Source organism: Phenylobacterium glaciei, assembly GCF_016772415.1.
GTDB lineage: Bacteria > Pseudomonadota > Alphaproteobacteria > Caulobacterales > Caulobacteraceae > Phenylobacterium > Phenylobacterium glaciei.
Genome location: NZ_JAGSGD010000003.1, coordinates 49,388 through 66,808 on the forward strand (window position 1 = coordinate 49,388; position 17,421 = coordinate 66,808).

Annotated in this window: 20 protein-coding genes; 11 read left to right on the plus strand and 9 right to left on the minus strand. The window is 68.0% G+C overall.

What is annotated here, in order from left to right; translation table 11 throughout:
• The 4 genes from JKL49_RS20390 to JKL49_RS20405 are packed head-to-tail and all read left to right on the plus strand — an operon-like array spanning position 1 to position 3,204.
• A complete protein-coding gene (locus JKL49_RS20390; protein ID WP_215343281.1) occupies positions 1–795 on the plus strand; it encodes a class I SAM-dependent methyltransferase in 795 nt (264 codons plus the stop codon).
• Positions 795–1,577, plus strand: coding sequence for a succinate dehydrogenase iron-sulfur subunit (locus JKL49_RS20395; protein WP_215343282.1), 783 nt, complete (start codon positions 795–797; stop codon positions 1,575–1,577). The genes JKL49_RS20390 and JKL49_RS20395 overlap by 1 nt, the downstream gene beginning before the upstream one ends.
• A 58-nt stretch (positions 1,578–1,635) precedes the next feature.
• Positions 1,636–2,865, plus strand: a complete 1,230-nt coding sequence (locus JKL49_RS20400; protein WP_215343283.1) for an NAD(P)/FAD-dependent oxidoreductase — start codon at positions 1,636–1,638, stop codon at positions 2,863–2,865.
• Positions 2,866–2,883: 18 nt separating this feature from the next.
• Positions 2,884–3,204 carry a 2Fe-2S iron-sulfur cluster-binding protein gene (locus JKL49_RS20405; RefSeq protein ID WP_215343284.1) on the plus strand — a complete coding sequence of 107 codons (321 nt, stop codon included), beginning with the start codon at positions 2,884–2,886 and terminating at the stop codon, positions 3,202–3,204.
• A gap of 246 nt (positions 3,205–3,450) precedes the next feature.
• On the opposite strand, the gene JKL49_RS20410 is transcribed toward JKL49_RS20405, so the two are convergent.
• A complete protein-coding gene (locus JKL49_RS20410; protein WP_249778377.1) occupies positions 3,451–4,044 on the minus strand; it encodes a sigma-70 family RNA polymerase sigma factor in 594 nt (197 codons plus the stop codon).
• Positions 4,045–4,398: 354 nt separating this feature from the next.
• Between JKL49_RS20410 and JKL49_RS20415 the strand changes: the two genes are divergently transcribed.
• Entirely contained in the window at positions 4,399–5,241 is an 843-nt protein-coding gene (locus JKL49_RS20415) for a terminase small subunit-like protein (protein ID WP_215343285.1), read from the plus strand.
• Positions 5,242–5,391: 150 nt separating this feature from the next.
• Here the strand turns inward: JKL49_RS20415 and JKL49_RS20420 are convergent, their stop codons facing one another.
• From JKL49_RS20420 to divL, 4 genes are all read right to left on the minus strand, one after another.
• On the minus strand, positions 5,392–6,237 hold the full coding sequence (locus tag JKL49_RS20420; protein ID WP_215343286.1) for a class I SAM-dependent methyltransferase: 846 nt from the start codon (positions 6,235–6,237) through the stop codon (positions 5,392–5,394).
• 23 nt (positions 6,238–6,260) lie between these two features.
• A complete protein-coding gene (locus JKL49_RS20425) occupies positions 6,261–7,031 on the minus strand; it encodes a carbon-nitrogen hydrolase family protein (protein ID WP_249778378.1) in 771 nt (256 codons plus the stop codon).
• Positions 7,032–7,245: 214 nt separating this feature from the next.
• A complete protein-coding gene (locus JKL49_RS20430) occupies positions 7,246–8,232 on the minus strand; it encodes an NAD(P)H-dependent flavin oxidoreductase (RefSeq protein WP_215343287.1) in 987 nt (328 codons plus the stop codon).
• A 58-nt stretch (positions 8,233–8,290) separates the two neighbouring features.
• On the minus strand, positions 8,291–10,609 hold the full coding sequence (gene divL / locus JKL49_RS20435; protein WP_215343288.1) for a cell cycle protein kinase DivL: 2,319 nt from the start codon (positions 10,607–10,609) through the stop codon (positions 8,291–8,293).
• A gap of 88 nt (positions 10,610–10,697) precedes the next feature.
• Here divL and JKL49_RS20440 point away from each other — a divergent pair, with 88 nt between their 5' ends.
• The 3 genes from JKL49_RS20440 (at position 10,698) to JKL49_RS20450 (ending at position 13,347) form a co-directional block, all read left to right on the plus strand.
• The gene (locus tag JKL49_RS20440) at positions 10,698–11,267 is read left to right on the plus strand and encodes a protein kinase family protein (RefSeq protein ID WP_215343289.1); all 570 of its coding nucleotides are present in this window, start codon (positions 10,698–10,700) and stop codon (positions 11,265–11,267) included.
• Positions 11,260–11,667, plus strand: a complete 408-nt coding sequence (locus JKL49_RS20445) for a metallopeptidase family protein (RefSeq protein WP_215343290.1) — start codon at positions 11,260–11,262, stop codon at positions 11,665–11,667. The genes JKL49_RS20440 and JKL49_RS20445 overlap by 8 nt, the downstream gene beginning before the upstream one ends.
• Positions 11,668–12,216: 549 nt before the next feature.
• Positions 12,217–13,347 (plus strand): ferritin-like domain-containing protein, encoded by a 1,131-nt coding sequence (locus tag JKL49_RS20450; protein WP_215343291.1) that lies wholly within the window; start codon positions 12,217–12,219, stop codon positions 13,345–13,347.
• Between the two features lie 87 nt (positions 13,348–13,434).
• On the opposite strand, the gene JKL49_RS20455 is transcribed toward JKL49_RS20450, so the two are convergent.
• Positions 13,435–13,800: a TFIIB-type zinc ribbon-containing protein gene (locus JKL49_RS20455; protein WP_215343292.1), complete on the minus strand. Its 366-nt coding sequence runs from the start codon at positions 13,798–13,800 to the stop codon at positions 13,435–13,437.
• 210 nt (positions 13,801–14,010) lie between these two features.
• On the opposite strand from JKL49_RS20455, the gene JKL49_RS20460 reads away from it, so the two are divergent.
• Together JKL49_RS20460 and JKL49_RS20465 are read left to right on the plus strand one after the other, a co-directional pair.
• On the plus strand, positions 14,011–14,673 hold the full coding sequence (locus JKL49_RS20460) for a Fe2+-dependent dioxygenase (RefSeq protein WP_215343293.1): 663 nt from the start codon (positions 14,011–14,013) through the stop codon (positions 14,671–14,673).
• A 67-nt stretch (positions 14,674–14,740) separates the two neighbouring features.
• Positions 14,741–15,220, plus strand: coding sequence for a VOC family protein (locus JKL49_RS20465; RefSeq protein ID WP_215343294.1), 480 nt, complete (start codon positions 14,741–14,743; stop codon positions 15,218–15,220).
• Between the two features lie 47 nt (positions 15,221–15,267).
• Here JKL49_RS20465 and JKL49_RS20470 read toward each other — a convergent pair whose 3' ends face one another.
• The 3 genes from JKL49_RS20470 to JKL49_RS20480 form a co-directional block, all read right to left on the minus strand.
• Positions 15,268–15,915: a TrmH family RNA methyltransferase gene (locus JKL49_RS20470; protein ID WP_215343295.1), complete on the minus strand. Its 648-nt coding sequence runs from the start codon at positions 15,913–15,915 to the stop codon at positions 15,268–15,270.
• 224 nt (positions 15,916–16,139) lie between these two features.
• Complete coding sequence (locus JKL49_RS20475; protein ID WP_215343296.1) at positions 16,140–16,451, minus strand: BrnA antitoxin family protein; 312 nt, start codon at positions 16,449–16,451, stop codon at positions 16,140–16,142.
• Complete coding sequence (locus JKL49_RS20480; protein WP_215343297.1) at positions 16,435–16,743, minus strand: BrnT family toxin; 309 nt, start codon at positions 16,741–16,743, stop codon at positions 16,435–16,437. Before JKL49_RS20480 ends, JKL49_RS20475 begins: the two co-directional genes overlap by 17 nt.
• 129 nt (positions 16,744–16,872) lie before the next feature.
• Between JKL49_RS20480 and JKL49_RS20485 the strand changes: the two genes are divergently transcribed.
• Positions 16,873–17,085 (plus strand): DUF4287 domain-containing protein, encoded by a 213-nt coding sequence (locus JKL49_RS20485; RefSeq protein ID WP_215343298.1) that lies wholly within the window; start codon positions 16,873–16,875, stop codon positions 17,083–17,085.
• The last annotated feature ends 336 nt before the right edge of the window (positions 17,086–17,421 follow it).

Genomic DNA, 17,421 nt, shown 5'->3' on the forward strand with positions numbered 1-17,421 from the left:
ATGGCGGTCCAGGCGCTCCTGCGCGACACAGACGCCGACTGGCAGGAGCTGGGCGCGACCCAGCCCTACTGGGGCGTGCTGACGCATCCGAGCTATCGGACCGAGAACCTGACGGACGACGCCCTGGCCCAGTTCTTCGGCTCGGGCGTCGACCACGTCGACAGGCTGGTCGCCCAGTTCCAGCGGCTGTACGGCGTGGCGCCCCAGGGCCGGGCGCTGGACTTCGGCTGCGGCGCCGGGCGGCTAACCGAGGCGATGGCGGCCTATGCCGGCGAGACGATCGGCTACGACATCTCGCCTGGCATGCTGAACGAGGCCCGCAAGCGCGGCGTGGCGACCTATGTGGGCGAGCTGCCGGCCGGCCCGTTCGGCTGGATCAACTCCTTCATCGTCCTGCAGCACATCCCGCCGGAACGCGGGATGGCGCTGATCGAGGACCTGCTGGAGCGCCTGTCGCCCGGCGGGCTGCTCAGCCTGCAGCTGACGGTCTGGCGCGACGCCCGCCACGATGAGCCGGGGCCCGCGCCCCGCACCGGCTGGCGCGCCTTCGTGCCGCCTGCCTTGCGCCGCTCCAAAGCGCCGCCGCCCCCGCCCAAGGGGCTGGTGATGATGTTTGACTACGACCTGTCCGCCGTCGTGCGCCTGCTCAATGAGCACGGCGTGGAGGAGATGAACCTCGTCTCCACCCACCACGACGGCCACAACGGGGTGCTGATCCTCGCCCGCCGCGAGGGGCAGTCCCCCCAAGAATTCACTCGCCGGGTCCGCAGCCCGGCCGCCAAGGAAGCGCTCTGATGGTCCAGCTCACCCTGCCGAAGAACTCCCGCGTCCAGAAGGGCCGCCACCATTCGGCCCCGGCCGGGTCCGGCAAGACCAAGACCTTCAAGGTCTACCGCTACGATCCCGAGGGGACAGAGAACCCCCGGTGGGACACCTATGACGTGGACGTCGACAACTGCGGCCCCATGGTCCTGGACGTCCTGATCCACATCAAGAACACCATCGACCCGACGCTGGCCTTCCGCCGCTCGTGCCGCGAGGGGGTCTGCGGCTCCTGCGCGATGAACATCGGCGGCCGCAACACCCTGGCCTGCACCCACGGCCACGCCGACGAGCCGGGCCACGAGTGCTCCATCGCCCCCCTGCCCAGCATGCCGGTGGTCAAGGACCTGATCCCCGACCTGACCATGTTCTACGCCCAGTACGCCTCGATCGAGCCCTGGCTGCACACCACCACGCCCGAGCCGCAGAAGGAGTGGATCCAGAGCCCGCAGGACCGCGAGAAGCTGGACGGCCTCTATGAGTGCATCCTCTGCGCCTGCTGCACGACCTCGTGCCCCAGCTACTGGTGGAACGGCGACAAGTACCTCGGCCCCGCCACCCTGCTGCATGCCTACCGCTGGCTGATCGACTCCAGAGACGAGGCCACCGGCGAGCGGCTGGACGCCCTGGAGGACCCCTTCAAGCTCTATCGCTGCCACACCATCATGAATTGCGCCCAGGTGTGTCCGAAGGGCCTGAACCCTGCCAAGGCCATCGCCGAGATCAAGAAGACGCTGGCCGAACGGGTCGTCTGACCATCCGAACTCTGTTCGGTAAGTTGACGCACCCGTCATTTTTCTGCATGGGGCTGTCATGAGTTCAGTGGACGCACACGTGGTGGTTCTGGGCGCGGGGCATGCCGGCGGCACGCTCGTGGCCCTGTTGCGCCAGTACGGCTTCGCCGGACCCATCACCATGGTGGGCGACGAGCCCCTCGCGCCCTACCAGCGGCCGCCGCTTTCCAAGGCCTGGCTGAAGGGCGAGGCCGACGGGGATTCCCTGGCGCTGAAGCCGCTGGAATTCTACGCCGAGAACCAGATCGACTTCCGGCCCAACATCTCGGCGGTGAGCCTGAAGCGCGCCGAGAAGACCGTGGCGCTCTCCGACGGCTCGACGCTCAGCTACGATATCCTGGTGATCGCCACCGGCATGCGGCCCAACAAGCTGCCCCTGCCGGGCGCCGACCTTGCGGGGGTTCTCTCCCTGCGCTCGGCGGCCGACGCCGAGCAGCTGAAGGGCCACCTCAAGCCCGGTCACCACATCGCGATTATCGGCGGCGGCTATATCGGCCTGGAGGTCGCGGCCTCGGCCCGGGCGCTGGGCGCTGAGGCCACCGTGTTCGAGCGCGAGCCGCGCATCCTGTCGCGCAGCGCCTGCGAGGTGCTGTCGACCTTCTTCACCGACTATCACCGGGCCCGCGGCGTCACCTTCGAACTGGGCGCCCATATCGAGCGCCTGGTGGGCGAGGCCGGCAAGATCTCGGGCGTGAAGATGGCCGACGGCCGGGTCATTCCCGCCGACGCGGTGCTGGTCGGCGTGGGCGGCAAGCCCAATGACGAGATCGCCGCCGACGCCGGCCTCGACACCGCCCGCGGGATCGTGGTGGACCTGGAGGCGCGGACCTCCGATCCCTCGATCTTCGCCATCGGCGACTGCAGCCACCGCCCGATGCCCCACTATGACCGGATGTTCGGCCCCGAGAGCGTGCCCAGCGCGCTGGAACAGGCCAAGCAGGTGGCCGCCGCCATCACCGGGCGCCCGGCGCCCACGCCCGAAGTGCCGTGGAACTGGTCGGACCAGTACGATCTGAAGCTCCAGATCGCCGGCCTGCCCTTCGACGCCGACCACATCCTGGTGCGCGGGGACCCTGCGTCAGGCAAATTCGCCATCTTCCATTTGAAGGGCGATCAGGTTCAATCGGTGGAGGCGGTCAACGCCCCGCCGGAATACATGATGGGCCGTCAGCTCATCGGGAACCGCAAACCGGTCAATCTCGACAGGCTTGCGGACCCATCGGTTTCCATGAAAGAGGTCGCCGCCTAAGGCGGCGAAGGGGAGTAAATGGCCAAGGTCACCTACATCGAGAACAACGGAACCGAACACGTCATCGACGTGAAGGCTGGCCTTACGGTGATGGAAGGCGCGGTGAAGAACAACGTGCCGGGCATCGACGCCGACTGCGGCGGGGCCTGCGCCTGCGCCACCTGCCACGTCTATGTCGACGCCGCCTGGGAATCCAAGACCGGGACCAAGTCGGCCATGGAAGAGTCCATGCTCGACTTCGCTGAGAACGTGGAGCCCAACAGCCGCCTCTCCTGCCAGATCAAGGTCAGCGACGAGCTGGATGGCCTGGTGGTCCGCATGCCGGAAAGCCAGCACTAGCTCAACTCCAGTCGTCATCCTCGGGCTTGTCCCGAGGATCCATACGCGCCGCGTCGCCAGCCCGAGCTGGACGGCGCCGCCGCGCGCGTTCTGGACGTCGGAGATCATGGATCCTCGGGACAAGCCCGAGGATGACGATCTTTGGGGGTGGGAATGTCGCGCCCAAGAAAAAGCCGCCGCTGTGGGGACAGCGGCGGCTTCTTCGGTATCCCGAAGCTACGAGAGCTCCGGGTGGGGGTTCTTTAGCTAAGCGGCCATGCGCGGGGCGCAGAGACGGTCCAGGGTGTTCATCAGGGTCGACATGGCCGACGACGGCAGGACCTCGTCCTGGTCGTAGGAGCCTTCGGCCAGGATCAGGGCCAGGCGGTCGCGGGCGCGGCTGACGCGGCTCTTGATGGTGCCGATGGCGCTGCCGCAGATGTCGGCGACTTCTTCATAGGACAGGCCGCCGGCGCCGATCAGGATCAGGGCCTCGCGCTGGTCGTCCGGCAGCATGGCCAGCGCGCGGCGGACTTCGTCCAGCTCCAGGGTGGCGATGGGATTGGAGACCGCCACCAGGGTCCGCTCGGCGGTTTCCGGGTCGAGCTGGGTCGAGCGCCACGAGCGGCGCTTGTCGGAATAGAACTGGTTGCGCAGGATCATGAAGGTCCAGGCCTTCATGTTGGTGCCCGGCTGGTAGCTGGCCCGGTTGTTCCAGGCCCGCAGCAGGGCGTCCTGGGCCAGATCGTCGGCTTCCACGGCGTTGCGGCACAGGGAGTGCGCGAAGGCGCGCATGTGAGGGATGAGGGCGGTCAGTTCGCCCATGAATTCCTTGTCGGCGGGGGTCGTGGTCGCGGTCATGGAAGGCCCTCTGGAAATCATCTCGGAGGGGGCCGTCACCAACCCCCGTGAAAACCAAACGCCGCCGTCGCGAGAAAGCTCCGCCGTTTGGAAAAGAATCTTCACCGTGGGGGCGCGGTGTCCTTAGCTCGACAAGACAGCCGCTCATCCCGGCGAAGGCCGGGACCCAGGTGAAACCCACTGCGGTCTCATGCAAGCCCGAGTGCGCAGGCTGACCATCTCCCGGGGCCCTGGGTGAATCTGGGTCCCGGTCTTCGCCGGGATGAGCGGAATTTGTGGAGGCTATCGCTCCTCGCTCGCGAGAAGTGTTGTTCTTAGTTTGTTCTTTTCGCCTCTCGCTGGTATCCTGCGCTCATGGCCGCCGCCTATCCCCGCAAAGAGATGATGGTCCGCGTCTGTGAGGCGGTGGAGAAGGGCGCGCGGCTGCACCAGCTAGAGCAGCGGCCGGGCTTCCCCTGCCGGCAGACGATCTATCGCTGGGCGAAGGAGGACGAGGCCTTCGCCGATCGGCTGATGTACGCGAGGCAATGGCGGCGCGGCATGGAGGTCAGCGCCACGGCGGGGCCGGTGTTCGATCCCGAGCGCGCCGAAGCCTTCCTGATGGAGGTGAAGCGCGGGCACGCAGTGCGCGACCTGGTGCGGCGCCCGGAGTGGCCGAACCGAGATCGATTCAACCGCTGGAAATCGGAACGGCCCGAGTTCGTGGCCGCTCTCGCCGAGGCGGTCGCGCTGGCGGCTCGGATGCGGCCCCGCAAGTGGGAGTTTTATGCCGAGGCCATCGCCGACAGGATCATCCAGCGGGCGGCGTCCGGCGAGACCATGGCGGAGATCGCGGCGGCCAAGGGCCTGCCGGGCAAGGTGGATATCCGGCGTTGGAAGCGGCTGCGGCCGGACTTCGCCAAGGCCCTGCGTCTGGCCAAGCTCGGCGGCCAGATGCGCCGCAGCGCCAAGCCCTCGCGCCTGACCCCGGCCCTGTTCGACCACATCCTGACGCAGATGACGACCGGCGCCTCTCTGCGCCAGGTCGCCCAGGTCCCTGGCATGCCGCACTATGTGACGCTGATGGCCTGGCAGCGGCGGGACCCGGCGTTCGCCAAGATGCTGGCCTGGGCCCGCGAGGAGGGCCACTGGGCGCGCGGGCTGGACGAGGTGGCGCGGGTGGATGCGCTGGCGGCGCGTCATCGGCGATCCCCCTGATCGTCATGGCCGGGCTTGTCCCGGCCACCCATGATCTCCGTGGTTCAGCAAGGACCTGTGGCGTCGGCCAAGCCATCTGCGGCGAGGCGGAGATCATGGATCCCCGGGACAAGCCCGGGGATGACGCACAAATGGGATAGGCGGCTTCCGTCAGGCCCGCGCCGTCACTAGCCAGCAGGCGGCGGTCATCGCCACCTTGCCGTCCACCTCGCAGGCGCGCAGCCGGTCGGTCATCGCCGCCAGGACCTTGGCCTGGGTGGCCTCGTCGGCCTGTTGCAGCCGCGCGCCCAGGGGGCCCATGCGCAGACTGAGCGTCATCAGGTCGGGCAGCGCGATGGGGGTATCCACGTCGAGGGGGGCGATCTCGATGTCGCGCCAGCCGGTTCGCGCCAGGATGCCGCGTACGCGCTCGGGGTCGGCGAAGGCCCAGCGGCCCGGCGCGTTGAGGTCGGGCTGGGGCATGGGCGGCAGGTAGGGGGCGGCGGCGTCGGCCGGGGCGCCGGCCAGGGGGTTGTCGGCGGGGCTGCGCCAGCAGACGAAGGCGAGCTTGCCGCCGGGCTTGAGCGCGCGGCGCAGGTTGGCGAAGGCTTGGTCGAAATCGGCGAAGAACATGACGCCGAAACGGGAGATGGCGGCATCGTAGGCCGCGGTTCCAAGGTCAAAGGTCTGGGCGTCGCCCTCCAGGAACTGGGCGTTGGCGACCCCTTGCGCCTGGGCCGCCGCGCGGGCGGCGTCGAGCAGGGGGGCGGAGACGTCGACGCCGACGCTGGCGCCGGCGGGCCCCAGGCGCCTGGCCATGTCGAGGGTGGTGGTCCCGGCCCCGCAGCCGATGTCCAGCACGCAGCCGCCCTTTCCGGGGAAGCCGGCCTCGATCACGGCGTCGGCGATGGGCTGGTTGAGGCCGTCCATCAGCCCCTGGAGATCGACCCAGGCCTGGCCGCCGGCCTGGTTCCAGTAGCTGGGCTGGGCGGGGGTCTGGGGGGAGGTGGTGGTCATGGTCGGCTCCTTGGACGTCCGGTTTATGCAGCCTGGCCCGGCAGGTCGAACACCAACAGCCCCGGCTGGTCGAGCGGCAGTTGGGCCACCACCTGGCCCTGGGGGTTGAGGACCGCCGTGGGACCCCAGGCGATACGACCATCGCGCTCGCCGGTGACGTCGGCGGAGATCAGCCAGAGGCCGGTCTCGCGGCAGCGCTCGCCGCGGATGGGGTTGTGGCGGTCGCGCCAGGCTTCGGCGGTGGGGCGGGGCATCATGTTGTTGGCGGGGCAGACCAGCAGGGTGGCGCCGGTGGCGGCGACGGCCTGGGCGGCTTCGGGGAAGTTGGTGTCGTAGCAGATGTTGATCCCGAAGCGGAGGCCGGCGGCCTCGAAGGCGGGGGTGTCGGGTCCGGGGGTGAAGCAGGTTTCGCCGGCCAGGAGGTGGGTCTTGCGGTAGCGGCCGAGCAACCGGCCGTGGGCGATGACGGCGGCGGTGTTGAAGAGGGCGCCGTGGTCTTCCTCGATGAGGCCGAGGACGACGGTGGGGCCGGGCTGCGGCAGGCGGGCGAGGATCGCGGCGAAGGCGGGGCCGGCGAGGTTCAGGGCTTGGCGGCGGGCGGGGCCTTCCTGGGTCAGGTAGCCCTGCGGGTAGCCTTCCGGGAAGACCAGCAGGTCCGCGCCCTGGGCCTGCGCGTCGGCGATGACCTCGAGCGCGTAGGCGAACGCCGCGTCGACGTCCTCACGGAACTCCGGGGTCTGGGCGGCGGCGATGCGGGGCATGGAGATGAGTTTCGGTGAAATCCGGCGGGACATCACCCCATCCGCTCATCCCGGCGAAGGCCGGGACCCAGGTGAAACCCACTTCCATCCCATTGAGAAACCGAAAGCAGGTTGGTGATCAATGCGGACCACCGGAAATGAATCTGGGTCCCGGCCTTCGCCGGGATGAGCGGATTTGGGCGAGGCGGAGATCATGGGTCCCCGGGACAAGCCCGGGGATGACGATGGTGGGGGTTGAAGGTGGCGCTTAAGCGCTCACCACCACGCGCTGGGCGTTCTTGCTCAGCACCTGTTCGGCCTGGCGCATGATGTTGGCGACCAGTTCCTGGCAGGTGGGGATGTCGTGGATCAGGCCCTGGCTCTGGCCGACGGTCCAGATGCCGCCGTCGGTGTCGCCCGCGCCCATCACGTTGGTGCGTCCCCGGACACCGGCCACCAGGTGGCGCACGTCCTCGATGGTCTTGGTGCTATCCTGCTGGATCGCCACGACCTCTTCCGACACCGCGTTGCGGGCCACGCGGCTGGTGTTGCGCAGGGTGCGGTTGGTCAGCAGGGTGTCGCGCTCGGTGTTCTCGACGATCTTCTTCTTCACGTTCTCATGGATGGCGCACTCCTGTGTGGCCATGAAGCGGGTGCCCATGTTGACGCCGTCGGCGCCCAGCATCAGGGCCGCGGCCAGGCTGCGGCCGTCGGCCATGCCGCCCGAGGCGATCACCGGCACGTCGCCCAGCGCGTCCACCGTGGCCGGCAGCAGGACGATCAGGCCGACGTCGTCCTCGCCCGGGTGACCGGCGCACTCAAAGCCGTCGATGGAGACGATATCCACGCCATGGCGCACGGCGGTCACCGCGTGGCGGACCGAGGTGCACTTGTGGATCACCTTCACCCCGGCTTCCTTGAAGGCGGGCAGGTGGTCGGTGGGATTGCGGCCGGCGGTCTCGACGATTTTGATGCCGCTCTCGATGATAGCCTCGCGGTACTCGTCGTAGGGAATCTTGTTCAGCGACGGCAGCAGGGTGAGGTTCACCCCGAACGGCTTGTCGGTCAGGCTGCGGCACAGCTCGATTTCCTCGAGCAGCTCCTGCTTGTTGTTGGAATGGTGGGCGGTGATGAAGCCGAGCGCGCCGGCGTTGGCGACGGCGGCCACCAGGCGGGCGTAGCCGACGCCGGTCATGCCCCCCATGATCAGCGGCGTCTCGACGCCGAACATCTCGGTAATCCTGGTCTTGATCATGTCTCGTCCCCTGATGTGATTTCTGGTTGGGACCAGACTAGCAGGGGGTTGGGTGAGTTTAGAAGCCCAACTCGGGATGACCGGCCGCGCCCTGCGCTTCCTCGGGCAGGTGGCAGGTGAAGGTAGCGCCGGCGCCGGGCTCGCTCTCCAGGGCCACCCAGCCGCCGTGCAGCTCCACCAGGGACTTCACCAGGGCCAGGCCCAGGCCCGGGCCGCCCCGCTCGCGGCCCACGAAGCGGTCGAAGATGTGCGCCTGGACGTGGAAGGGGATGCCGCGCCCGGTGTCGGACACCTGCAGCTGGATCTCGCCCAGGGCCCGGCGGGCGGAGATGGTGACGATCCCCTCGGGCGGGGTCTGGCGGATGGCGTTCTCGGTAAGGTGGTCGAGGGTCTGGGCCAGGCGCTTGATGTCGCCGCGGATGACGCCGATGTCGTCGGGATACTCCGCCTTCACCACCACCTGGGCGGCGGCGGCCTCGTCGGCGCGGCGGGCGGCGGCGTCATTGAGCAGCTGGGCGACGTGGACGTCCTCCAGGTCCAGGGCCATCTCGTCGGCGTCGATCTGGGCCATGTCGAGGACGTCGTCGATGGAGCGGGCCAGCTGGGTGGCGGCCGAGCGGACGGCGGCGGCGTGGCCGCGGCCGCGCTCCGACAGGTTCTCGCCCGAGCGCTCCAGCAGTTCGGAATAGCCGATGATGGTGGTGAGCGGGGTGCGCAGCTCATAGGAGACATTGCCGACGAAGTCGCGCTTCAGCCGCTCGGTCTCGGCCAGGGCGGCGGACCGGTCGGCCAGGGCGCTCTCCAGCTTGCGGGCGTCGGTGACATCGCCAAACGCGATCAGGGTCGCGCCGTCGGGCAGGGGGCGCGACTGATAGACGACGATGCGGCTGTCGGAGGTCTTCACCTCGCCGGAGATGGGGGCGCGGGCGGCGGGGTCGGTGTCGGCGACGCGGCCCTTCAGCTCGCGCCAGAAGCCCATGTCATGCAGGCGCGGGATGCAGAGCTCGACGACGCCCTCGAAGTCGTGGGCCAGGTCCAGCTGCTGGGGGGTGATGTTCCAGAAGCGCTCGAAGGCCTCGTTGTGCAGGCGCAGGCGGCCGTCGGCGCCGAACACCGCCACGGCGTCGTTGAGCTTGTCCAGGGTGGCCTGCTGCACCTGGATGAGCGCGTTGTACTGGGCCTTCAGCCGCAGCTCGCCGGTGATGTCGGAGAACAGCAGGACGATACCGCCCAGGGGGTGGACCTGGCGGCCGACCTTCAGCGTGCGGCCGTCGGGGATCGACCACATGTCGTCGGGGCTGGCGTCGAGGGCCTCGTAGCGGTCGAGCTCGGCGGCCTTCCACTTGGTGTAGTCGGCGGTCTCGGGCAGGCGGCGGCGCTGGCGCAGGCGGTCGAGGATCTCGGAGTGGGTGGGGCGCTCGGCCAGCCAGGCGGGCTCCAGGCCCCAGAGGGCGGCGAAGGCGGTGTTGTGGAAGATCAGCCGCTTGGTCTTGGAGAAGATGGCGACCGCGTCGGCGATGTGGTTGAGCGTCTCGTCATGGGCCTCGACGTGGCGCTTCAGCGCCTCGCGCAGTTCCTCCAGTTCGCTGACGTCCTCGGTCCAGACCCCGACGCCGCCGCCTTCCAGCGGCTGGGCGGTGATCTGGAAGGCGCGCCGACGTCCCGCGAAGGAGGACCAGCGCAGGGCCTCGCGCTTCTGGCCCAGGTTGGCGGCCTCGGCGGCCAGCGCATCGGCGGCCTTGTCGAAGCTCAGGCCCTTGGCGGCGGCGTCGTCCAGGCTGGCGGCGTCGACGGCGGCCAGCCAGGCGGCGTTGACCCAGACCGGGCTGCCGTCGGCGGCGGCGATCCAGGCGGGCGTGGCGCGAGCGTCCAGGAAGGCGGCGAAGCGCGGGGCGGTGGGCAGGCCGGCGTCCTCCCCCACCACGGCCGACAGCCGCAGCCAGGCGAGCGCCCCGGCGGCCCGGCCCTCGACGGCGACGACGCCATGCGGCCCCTGGACCTCGAAGGCGCAGGCCTCGCCGCGTTCGAACAGGGCCCGCAGGCGCCGCGCATGGTCGGGGTCGGCGCGCATCAGGGCGGCGACCACGTGCTGCGGATCGCCGTCGGCCAGGCCCAGGGCGGAGATGCAGGCGGCCAGGCTTTCTTCCCCCGAGGCCAGCAGGGCGTGGCCGTCCTCGACCGCCAGCAGGGCGGAATCGAAGGCCTCGGCCGAGGCTTGCGCCGCCTCGGCGCCGGCCTCCAGGCCCGCGATCTTGAGGCGCAGGGTGTCGAGTTTCTCGTCGGACTGGCGGCGTTGGGCCAGCGCCCAGAGGGTGGCGCAGATGGCCAGCAGCACGGCGCCGGCGGCGGCGGACAGGATCAGGTCCAGCTCGCTCATCGCGCCGCCTGCGACGTTGGTGCTTTTGCCTGTCGAATCATCAGGATCGAACATAGGCGCTCGGGCCCAGTTCGGCGATAATCCAAGGATGACCGCGATCCTCTATCCGGTGGCGCCCGACGCGGCGGCCGCCCTGAAGGCGCCGCTTGCCCGGGCGGCGCGCGAACGCGAGGCCGTGGGCGCGGCGGGCCAGGCCGTGGTCTTCGTCACCGAGCCGGTGGGGCCGCCCTATGCCAGCCGCGAGGCGGCGCTCGACGCCCATGCCGGCCGGGTGGAGGACGAGCGGCCGGGCCGGAGCGTGGTCCTGGCGCCCGAGGACCGCTACTGCCGGCTGGCCGAGGCGATCGACGGCAGGCCCCCCGCGCCGGTGGCCCCGCTGATGCAGGACGGCCGCCGCTGGCCCCAGCCCAAGCCTGCGCCGCGCACCGTCTGGCGGCTGCAGGTGAGCTACTGGCGGCTCGGCTCGGCGGTGAAGGCGGCCGACGGCCCCCAGGCCCGCGACGCCCGGCGCAAGGCCCGCGACCCCATGGACTATCAGGCCCTGAACGCGCTCGCCCGCCAGCCGATGCGGGCGTTCAAGCCGCAGCAGCCGCTGGATATCGGTCTGTTCGAGACACGGCCCCCCGAGGCGCCGCATATCATCATGCCTGATGAGTGACGCCCCCGACGCCAGCGGCCTGGCCCCCTCCCTCGACGACCTCGCGGCCCTGGCCGAGGCGGCCTTCGCCGCCCTGCCGGACGATTTCCGCAAGATGACCGGGGACGTAATCTTCCGGGTCGACGACTTCGCGGCCAAGGAGGTGCTCGATGAACTGGGCATCGAGGACGCCTTCGAACTGACGGGGCTCTATCAGGGCGTGGACATCGGCCGGCGGACCCTGTTCGATCCCTCTCCCCAGCCCTCGATGATCTTCCTCTACCGCCGGCCGATCCTGGATGAGTGGGTCGACCGCGGCGACGTGACGCTTGCCGAACTGGTCAGTCACGTCCTGGTCCACGAGATCGGGCACCATTTCGGGCTGTCGGATGACGACATCGACGCGATCGAGGGGGATTGAGGCTCAGCCACCCTTGGGGGCGAGCGCGGTCGGATGAGGACGCGCGCAGGTGTCACCCCCCATCCGCTCATCCCGGCGCAGGCCGGGACCCAGATCCATCTCCGGCTCTCGAGCAAAGTCCCGTTCGTGTGGTTTGCGGTTCCAACTCTTCCGGTCGCCCCGCCGCGAGGCCCATCAGATTGTCCACGAACCACACGAACCACACGAACAAGTGGATCACGTCCAAACGCACTGGGTGAATCTGGGTCCCGGCCTGCGCCGGGATGAGCGGATTTGGGGGCGATGCTCTCCCCCCTCAACCGTCATCCCCGGGCTTGTCCCGGGGACCCATGATCTCCGCCTTCCCGCAGATTGCGCGACGCCGCCGCTGATCGTTGCTGAACCCCGGAGATCATGGGTGGCCGGGACAAGCCCGGCCATGACGATCAGAGGGGTGGGTTCTTAAAAGTGACGCCCCCGTCATCTTTATTGACTCCGTAAGGTTTGCGGGTGATCGTCGCTCCAACGAGGAAACCGGGCGCCAGCGTGCGTCCCGCAGGAGCAGAGCCCATGGCCGCCGACGGCAATATCACCAAGGACATCATCTACGAGGCCGTGGCCCCGGACGACTTTGAGTCCATGCTGGACCTCGACCGCTACGGCAATCGGTCCACCGCCTTCGACAAGATCATCTCGGCCACCCACGACCATTTCTGGGATCCGCTCGACAAGAAGTACATCGACTTCGACGAGCCCTTCGACATGGAGAACGAGATGCTCCTGCCGGAGAACATGATCATCTCCCTGGGCACGGACTATGTCTCCAACCACCTCACCGACTGGAAGACCCGCGTGCGGTTCGCCAACCAGTCGGCGCTGCGGTCCTTCTCCTCGATCCTGCATGGCGAGCAAGGCGCGCTGAACCTGTCGGCCAGCCTGTGCCACGTGCTGCTGGACCAGGGGGCGCAGGAATACGCCGCCAACCAGACCCGCGAAGAGGCCCGCCACGTCACGGCCTTCGCCAAGTACATCAAGGCCCGCTGGGGCCGCCCGGTGGAAGCCGGCCCCACCCTGAAGGCCCTGCTGATCGACATCATCGGCAGCCCGGAAGTCTACAAGAAGATCATCGGCATGCAGATGCTGGTGGAGGGCCTGGCGATGGGCGCCTTCGCCACCTTCTTCAACAATATCAACGACCCGCTCGGCAAGAAGCTGATGCAGCTGGTGATGACCGACGAGGCCTTCCACCACAAGTTCGGCAAGATCTGGGCCGACCGGACCATCCCGCACCTGAGCGAAGCCGAGCACGAGATCATCGAGACCTGGGCTGCCCACTGCTTCCAGACCCTGCTGTTCAACCTGGTGGCGCCCACCCAGCAGCGCGACCTCTATGAGGAGTTCGGCCTCGATCCCGACCGCGTCATCGCCGAGATGGCCGCCAACATGAACGACGAGACCCGCCGCGAGGACATGAAGGAACAGTCCAACATCTTCCGCGTGCTGGTGAAGACCCTGCTGAACGCCGGCATCATCACCGAGCGGACGCGGGCCTTCTACGCCATCTATGTGGACCTGGAGGAGCTGAAGGCCGAGGGCGACCGCATGGTCGGCGACGACATCGCCGAGGAAGGCATCGCCTACCTGCAGGAGATCAACTTCAAGGACCGCATCGCCCAGTCGATCTCCATCGCCGCGGAGTAGCGGCCCGCCCTCCCCGACCTGGGAGGGGATGACCGTGAAGCGCCCGCCGGTCCCCCCGGCGGGCGTCTTGCGTCGTGCCGCCCGGGGTCAGTCGAAGATGTCGAAGATCGAACGCTTCTTGTGGTAACCGCCGTGGCCGCGCTCGCCGTACTCACCGCGCTCCCCATATTCGCCGCGTTCGCCGCGTTCGCCGCGTTCGCCGCGTTCGCCGCGTTCGCCTCGCTCTCCGTAGCCCCAGGGCTGGCCGGGCGGCTGGGCGGGGGGCGGGGCCTGGCGGAAGGCCGCCTGGGGCGGAGCGGCAGGGGCGTCGTCGACGGCGCCGGCCAGCAGCTTCTCCAGCTCGCCGCGGTCCAGCCACACGCCTCGGCAGGTGGGACACATGTCAAACTGCACGCCGGCGCGGTCCACCGTGTTCATCGAGCTGTTGTCGTTGGGACATAGGAGCAGGGGCATTGCGATTTCCTCTTTGTCGACTGAGGCAAACCGCTTGGATAGACGGGGCCTCACGCTTGAACGTGTTGCGTCCGACATCACAACGCACAATGTGCGCCGCCAGAGGGGCCCGGTCCGCAGTCGCCAATATGGTGTGCGAGCGCGGCGATTCCAGGGCGCTCTCGCTGCAGAGGCCCCGTTGGCGACCGGGCGGCGTGACGTGAGGATGCGATGATCGTGCTGACCGACATCCTGGGCGCCGCCGAGGTGGCGCGCATCACCGAGGGGCTGGCCGAGGCGCCCTATCGGGACGGACGGGCCACCGCCGGTCCCGACGCGCGCCGGGTCAAGCTGAACCAACAGGCGCGCGGCGACGATCCCCAGGTCGCCGAACTTGCCGCCTCGGTGAGGCTCGCCCTTGAGGGCCATCCCACCTTCCAGGCCCTGGCGCGGCCGGCCCGGTGGTCGCGGCTGATGTTCTCCCGGTATGTCCCGGGTCAGCGTTACGGCCTGCACGCCGACGCCGCGACGATGACCGACGAGCATGGCTGGCCATTGCGGACGGACCTGAGCTTCACGGTGTTTCTCTCCGACCCCGCCGCCTATGAAGGCGGCGCGCTGCGGCTGCTGGGGCGGGACGGCGAGCGCAGCTTCCGGCCGGAGGCCGGGTCGGTGGTGCTCTATGCCACCGGACAGCTGCATGAGGTGACACCGGTGACGGACGGGGTGCGGCTGGCCTGCGTGGGATGGGTGCAGAGCCAGGTCCGGCGCGCCGACCAGCGGGATCTGCTGTTCGAGCTCGAGCGCGCGCGGGACGAACTGCCCGAGGGCGACCCCCGCCTGCGTATCGACAACGCCATCGGCAATCTTCTGAGGATGTGGGGGGAGGGCTAGACCTCGGACCTGTCGGGAACCGCGCGCGCCGTTCGTCCTTGGATCAGAAACAATCAGGAGCAAGACGATGGCCAAGTTCACCACCTGCCTGTGGTTCGACCACGGCGAGGCCCGGCAGGCCGCCGACTTCTACGCCGGCCTGTTCCCCGACAGCCATGTCGGACCCGCCGCGAAGGCGCCTAGCGACTTTCCCGACGGCAAGGCCGGCGCCGAGCTGACGGTGGCGTTCACCGTGCTCGGCCAGGCCTTCATGGGCCTCAACGGCGGCCCCCTCTTCAAGCCCAACGAGGCGGTCTCCTTCGTGGTGGAGACCGACGGCCAGGCCGACACCGACAAATACTGGGACGCCATCGTCGGCAATAGCGGGCAGGAGAGCCAGTGCGGCTGGTGCAAGGACCGCTGGGGCTTCTCCTGGCAGATCACCCCGCGCCAGCTGAACCAGGCCATGTCCGACCCCGACCCGGCGGTGGCCAAGCGGGTGTTCGAGGCGATGATGACGATGAAGAAGATCGACGTGGCGAGGATCGAGGCGGCAAGGCGGGGGTAGGCCGGCGCGTCTGTCCCAAGGGGTGAAAAGCCACCCATTGCGGACGTTTACGAGACCTTCGGGGCGATCACAGTCGGCAGTGGCGTGGCCCGGGCGCCCCGCTGGTCGCGCAATCGATATTTCGCCTGATAGGCGCGCCTCTGCTTGGCGACCTCATAGAGGACAATGCCCGAGCTTGTTCCAAGGTTGAGGCTCTCGATCATGCCGAACATTGGAATTGAAACGCACGTTTCCGCCCGCTCGACGGCTCGATCACTGATCCCCACCGCTTCGCTGCCGAACCAGACCGCGAGTTTGGCGTGGGTAGTGTAGTCGCCTTCGTCCAGGAAAATGCTCGCCTTGCCCTTCACGTGCGGTGAGGTGACGATCGATTTGAAGTGCTTTTTCTCAAGATAGTCGAAGCATTCGTCAGTGCTGTCGAAGCGTTTCACAAACGTCCACTTCACCGCGGAGGCAGATGTGCCAGAAAGCTTCTTCCCGGTGCGCAACTCCTGCCAATCATCGGCAAGGGACCGGCGCGGATCGACCACATAGATTTTCTCGACGCCGAGGGCGTTCACGTTCCGGATCACAGTCCCGATGTTTCTCAAGTCGCTCGGGTTCTCGAGGACAGCGATCAGGTTCTTGCAGCGAAAGGCCTTGATCTCGTCAGCGCGGATGCGAGCCGACTTCTTCGGTGCGGTTGTCTCTTCCATAGTGACCTCGACTCTCTCTGAGCAGGGACTCCTAGCCGACGAGCTCCCATACGGCCCATGACCGACTGATTGGGGCGCCAGACTTGGCAGGTGAAGTGGTGGCCGGGAGGCTTTGAGGCGGTAGGGAGGAATTCCAACATCCGCTAACCCCGACTGTGAAGTCGGGAACTGCGGCTTGTAGGCGACACCTCTCGCCTTCCTGGCCGCCAGCATTGCGCCCTTGTTTACGCCCGGCGCGCCTGCTTGAGCGATGCCAGCATTTCCCGCCGCAGAATGGCGTTGAGGCGGCCTTGATAGCCCCTTCCCTGCGACTTGAGCCAATCCAGCACGTCGGCGTCGACGCGGGCGGTGATCTGCTGCTTTACGGGCCGATAGAAGCGCCCACGGACGCCGGCGGCCCATGCCTCGTCGGACAGCTCGGGGATGTCGCGGGTGTCGATCGACTCGTCAGGCAGCGCCGCCAACTCGGCCAGGTGCTCGCGCTGCGCGTCGGTCAAAGCCGGCGGGGTTTCCGCCTTATCAAGCTTCGTTTTCATAGCGTCGCCTCTCTCGCGGCGTGGCCCGTCGCGCTGAAATGATACGGATGATCTCGACCGATCCGCCGTCGGCGTCTTGCTCCGTGACCGTGTGCGCCACCAGTAGGATCAAGACGCCCTGGACCGCCCCAACGGTTTGCCAACGTTGTTCGCCACCCTCGATGCGGTCCTGCACAGAGATGTGCAGCGGATCCTGAAATACCTGCCGGGCGTCCTCGAAGCTCACACCGTCATGCTTGCGCTGATTTGAGAGGTTTTTAGCCTCGTCCCATTCAAATCGGACGCTGGTCATGGCCTCCATATAATTATAGATTTGTAATTACACAAGCTGGCCGCCTTGAACTCAAAAGCCGATGGGCCGTCCTTGTCGGACGCGCCGCTCTCCGTTCGTCCTTTGAGGACCCATAAGGAGGATCACCCCATGGCTGAAGAGAAGATCAAAGGCCCCGCGTCCTATTTTCCGTCCATCGAGAAGACCTACGGGCGGCCGATCGCCGAGTGGAAGGCCTTGGTGCGGGGGCGGCTGCCGGCCAAGCATATGGAGCTCGTCGCCATGCTGAAGACCGAGCATGGGATGGGGCATGGGCATGCGAATGCGGTGGTGGCGCATACTTTGGCGGAAGAGGGGGCGTAGGCGGGTCCCGGATGGGTTGGCCCTCGATCTTCCTTCTCCCCTTGCGGGGTCAAGAGCGGGAGTTCGCCAAATCGTTGGCGAACTCCATAGCCGGGCTTAAGTAGCCCGGCTCGCTCTCGACGGTGGCCGGTCAGCGACCGGTCGGATGAGGGGTCGCTCTCCCCTCTCCGCGCATGCTCATAAGCCCTAACCCGATAGGTCTAACGACCCCTCATCCGACCCTGCTCCGCAGGGCCACCTTCTCCCGCAAGGGGAGAAGGACGCGCGTCGCCCCGGTGCGTGCTTTTCGTCGTGTCGGGGGGCGACTAGGGTCGGTCCTCAAATCGGGCAGGAGTT

Bases quoted from the DNA above. Each gene is read 5' to 3' on its own strand.
- JKL49_RS20425 (WP_249778378.1), bottom strand. From the start codon at position 7,031: ATGTCCCGCCGGATTTCACCGAAACTCATCTCCATGCCCCGCATCGCC.
- JKL49_RS20420 (WP_215343286.1), bottom strand. From the start codon at position 6,237: ATGACCACCACCTCCCCCCAGACCCCCGCCCAGCCCAGCTACTGGAAC.
- JKL49_RS20415 (WP_215343285.1), top strand. From the start codon at position 4,399: ATGGCCGCCGCCTATCCCCGCAAAGAGATGATGGTCCGCGTCTGTGAG.
- JKL49_RS20430 (WP_215343287.1), bottom strand. From the start codon at position 8,232: ATGATCAAGACCAGGATTACCGAGATGTTCGGCGTCGAGACGCCGCTG.
- JKL49_RS20465 (WP_215343294.1), top strand. From the start codon at position 14,741: ATGGCCAAGTTCACCACCTGCCTGTGGTTCGACCACGGCGAGGCCCGG.
- divL (WP_215343288.1), bottom strand. From the start codon at position 10,609: ATGAGCGAGCTGGACCTGATCCTGTCCGCCGCCGCCGGCGCCGTGCTG.
- JKL49_RS20475 (WP_215343296.1), bottom strand. From the start codon at position 16,451: ATGAAAACGAAGCTTGATAAGGCGGAAACCCCGCCGGCTTTGACCGAC.
- JKL49_RS20485 (WP_215343298.1), top strand. From the start codon at position 16,873: ATGGCTGAAGAGAAGATCAAAGGCCCCGCGTCCTATTTTCCGTCCATC.
- JKL49_RS20455 (WP_215343292.1), bottom strand. From the start codon at position 13,800: ATGCCCCTGCTCCTATGTCCCAACGACAACAGCTCGATGAACACGGTG.
- JKL49_RS20405 (WP_215343284.1), top strand. From the start codon at position 2,884: ATGGCCAAGGTCACCTACATCGAGAACAACGGAACCGAACACGTCATC.
- JKL49_RS20410 (WP_249778377.1), bottom strand. From the start codon at position 4,044: ATGACCGCGACCACGACCCCCGCCGACAAGGAATTCATGGGCGAACTG.
- JKL49_RS20470 (WP_215343295.1), bottom strand. From the start codon at position 15,915: ATGGAAGAGACAACCGCACCGAAGAAGTCGGCTCGCATCCGCGCTGAC.
- JKL49_RS20450 (WP_215343291.1), top strand. From the start codon at position 12,217: ATGGCCGCCGACGGCAATATCACCAAGGACATCATCTACGAGGCCGTG.
- JKL49_RS20400 (WP_215343283.1), top strand. From the start codon at position 1,636: ATGAGTTCAGTGGACGCACACGTGGTGGTTCTGGGCGCGGGGCATGCC.
- JKL49_RS20390 (WP_215343281.1), top strand. From the start codon at position 1: ATGGCGGTCCAGGCGCTCCTGCGCGACACAGACGCCGACTGGCAGGAG.
- JKL49_RS20440 (WP_215343289.1), top strand. From the start codon at position 10,698: ATGACCGCGATCCTCTATCCGGTGGCGCCCGACGCGGCGGCCGCCCTG.
- JKL49_RS20480 (WP_215343297.1), bottom strand. From the start codon at position 16,743: ATGACCAGCGTCCGATTTGAATGGGACGAGGCTAAAAACCTCTCAAAT.
- JKL49_RS20395 (WP_215343282.1), top strand. From the start codon at position 795: ATGGTCCAGCTCACCCTGCCGAAGAACTCCCGCGTCCAGAAGGGCCGC.
- JKL49_RS20460 (WP_215343293.1), top strand. From the start codon at position 14,011: ATGATCGTGCTGACCGACATCCTGGGCGCCGCCGAGGTGGCGCGCATC.
- JKL49_RS20445 (WP_215343290.1), top strand. From the start codon at position 11,260: ATGAGTGACGCCCCCGACGCCAGCGGCCTGGCCCCCTCCCTCGACGAC.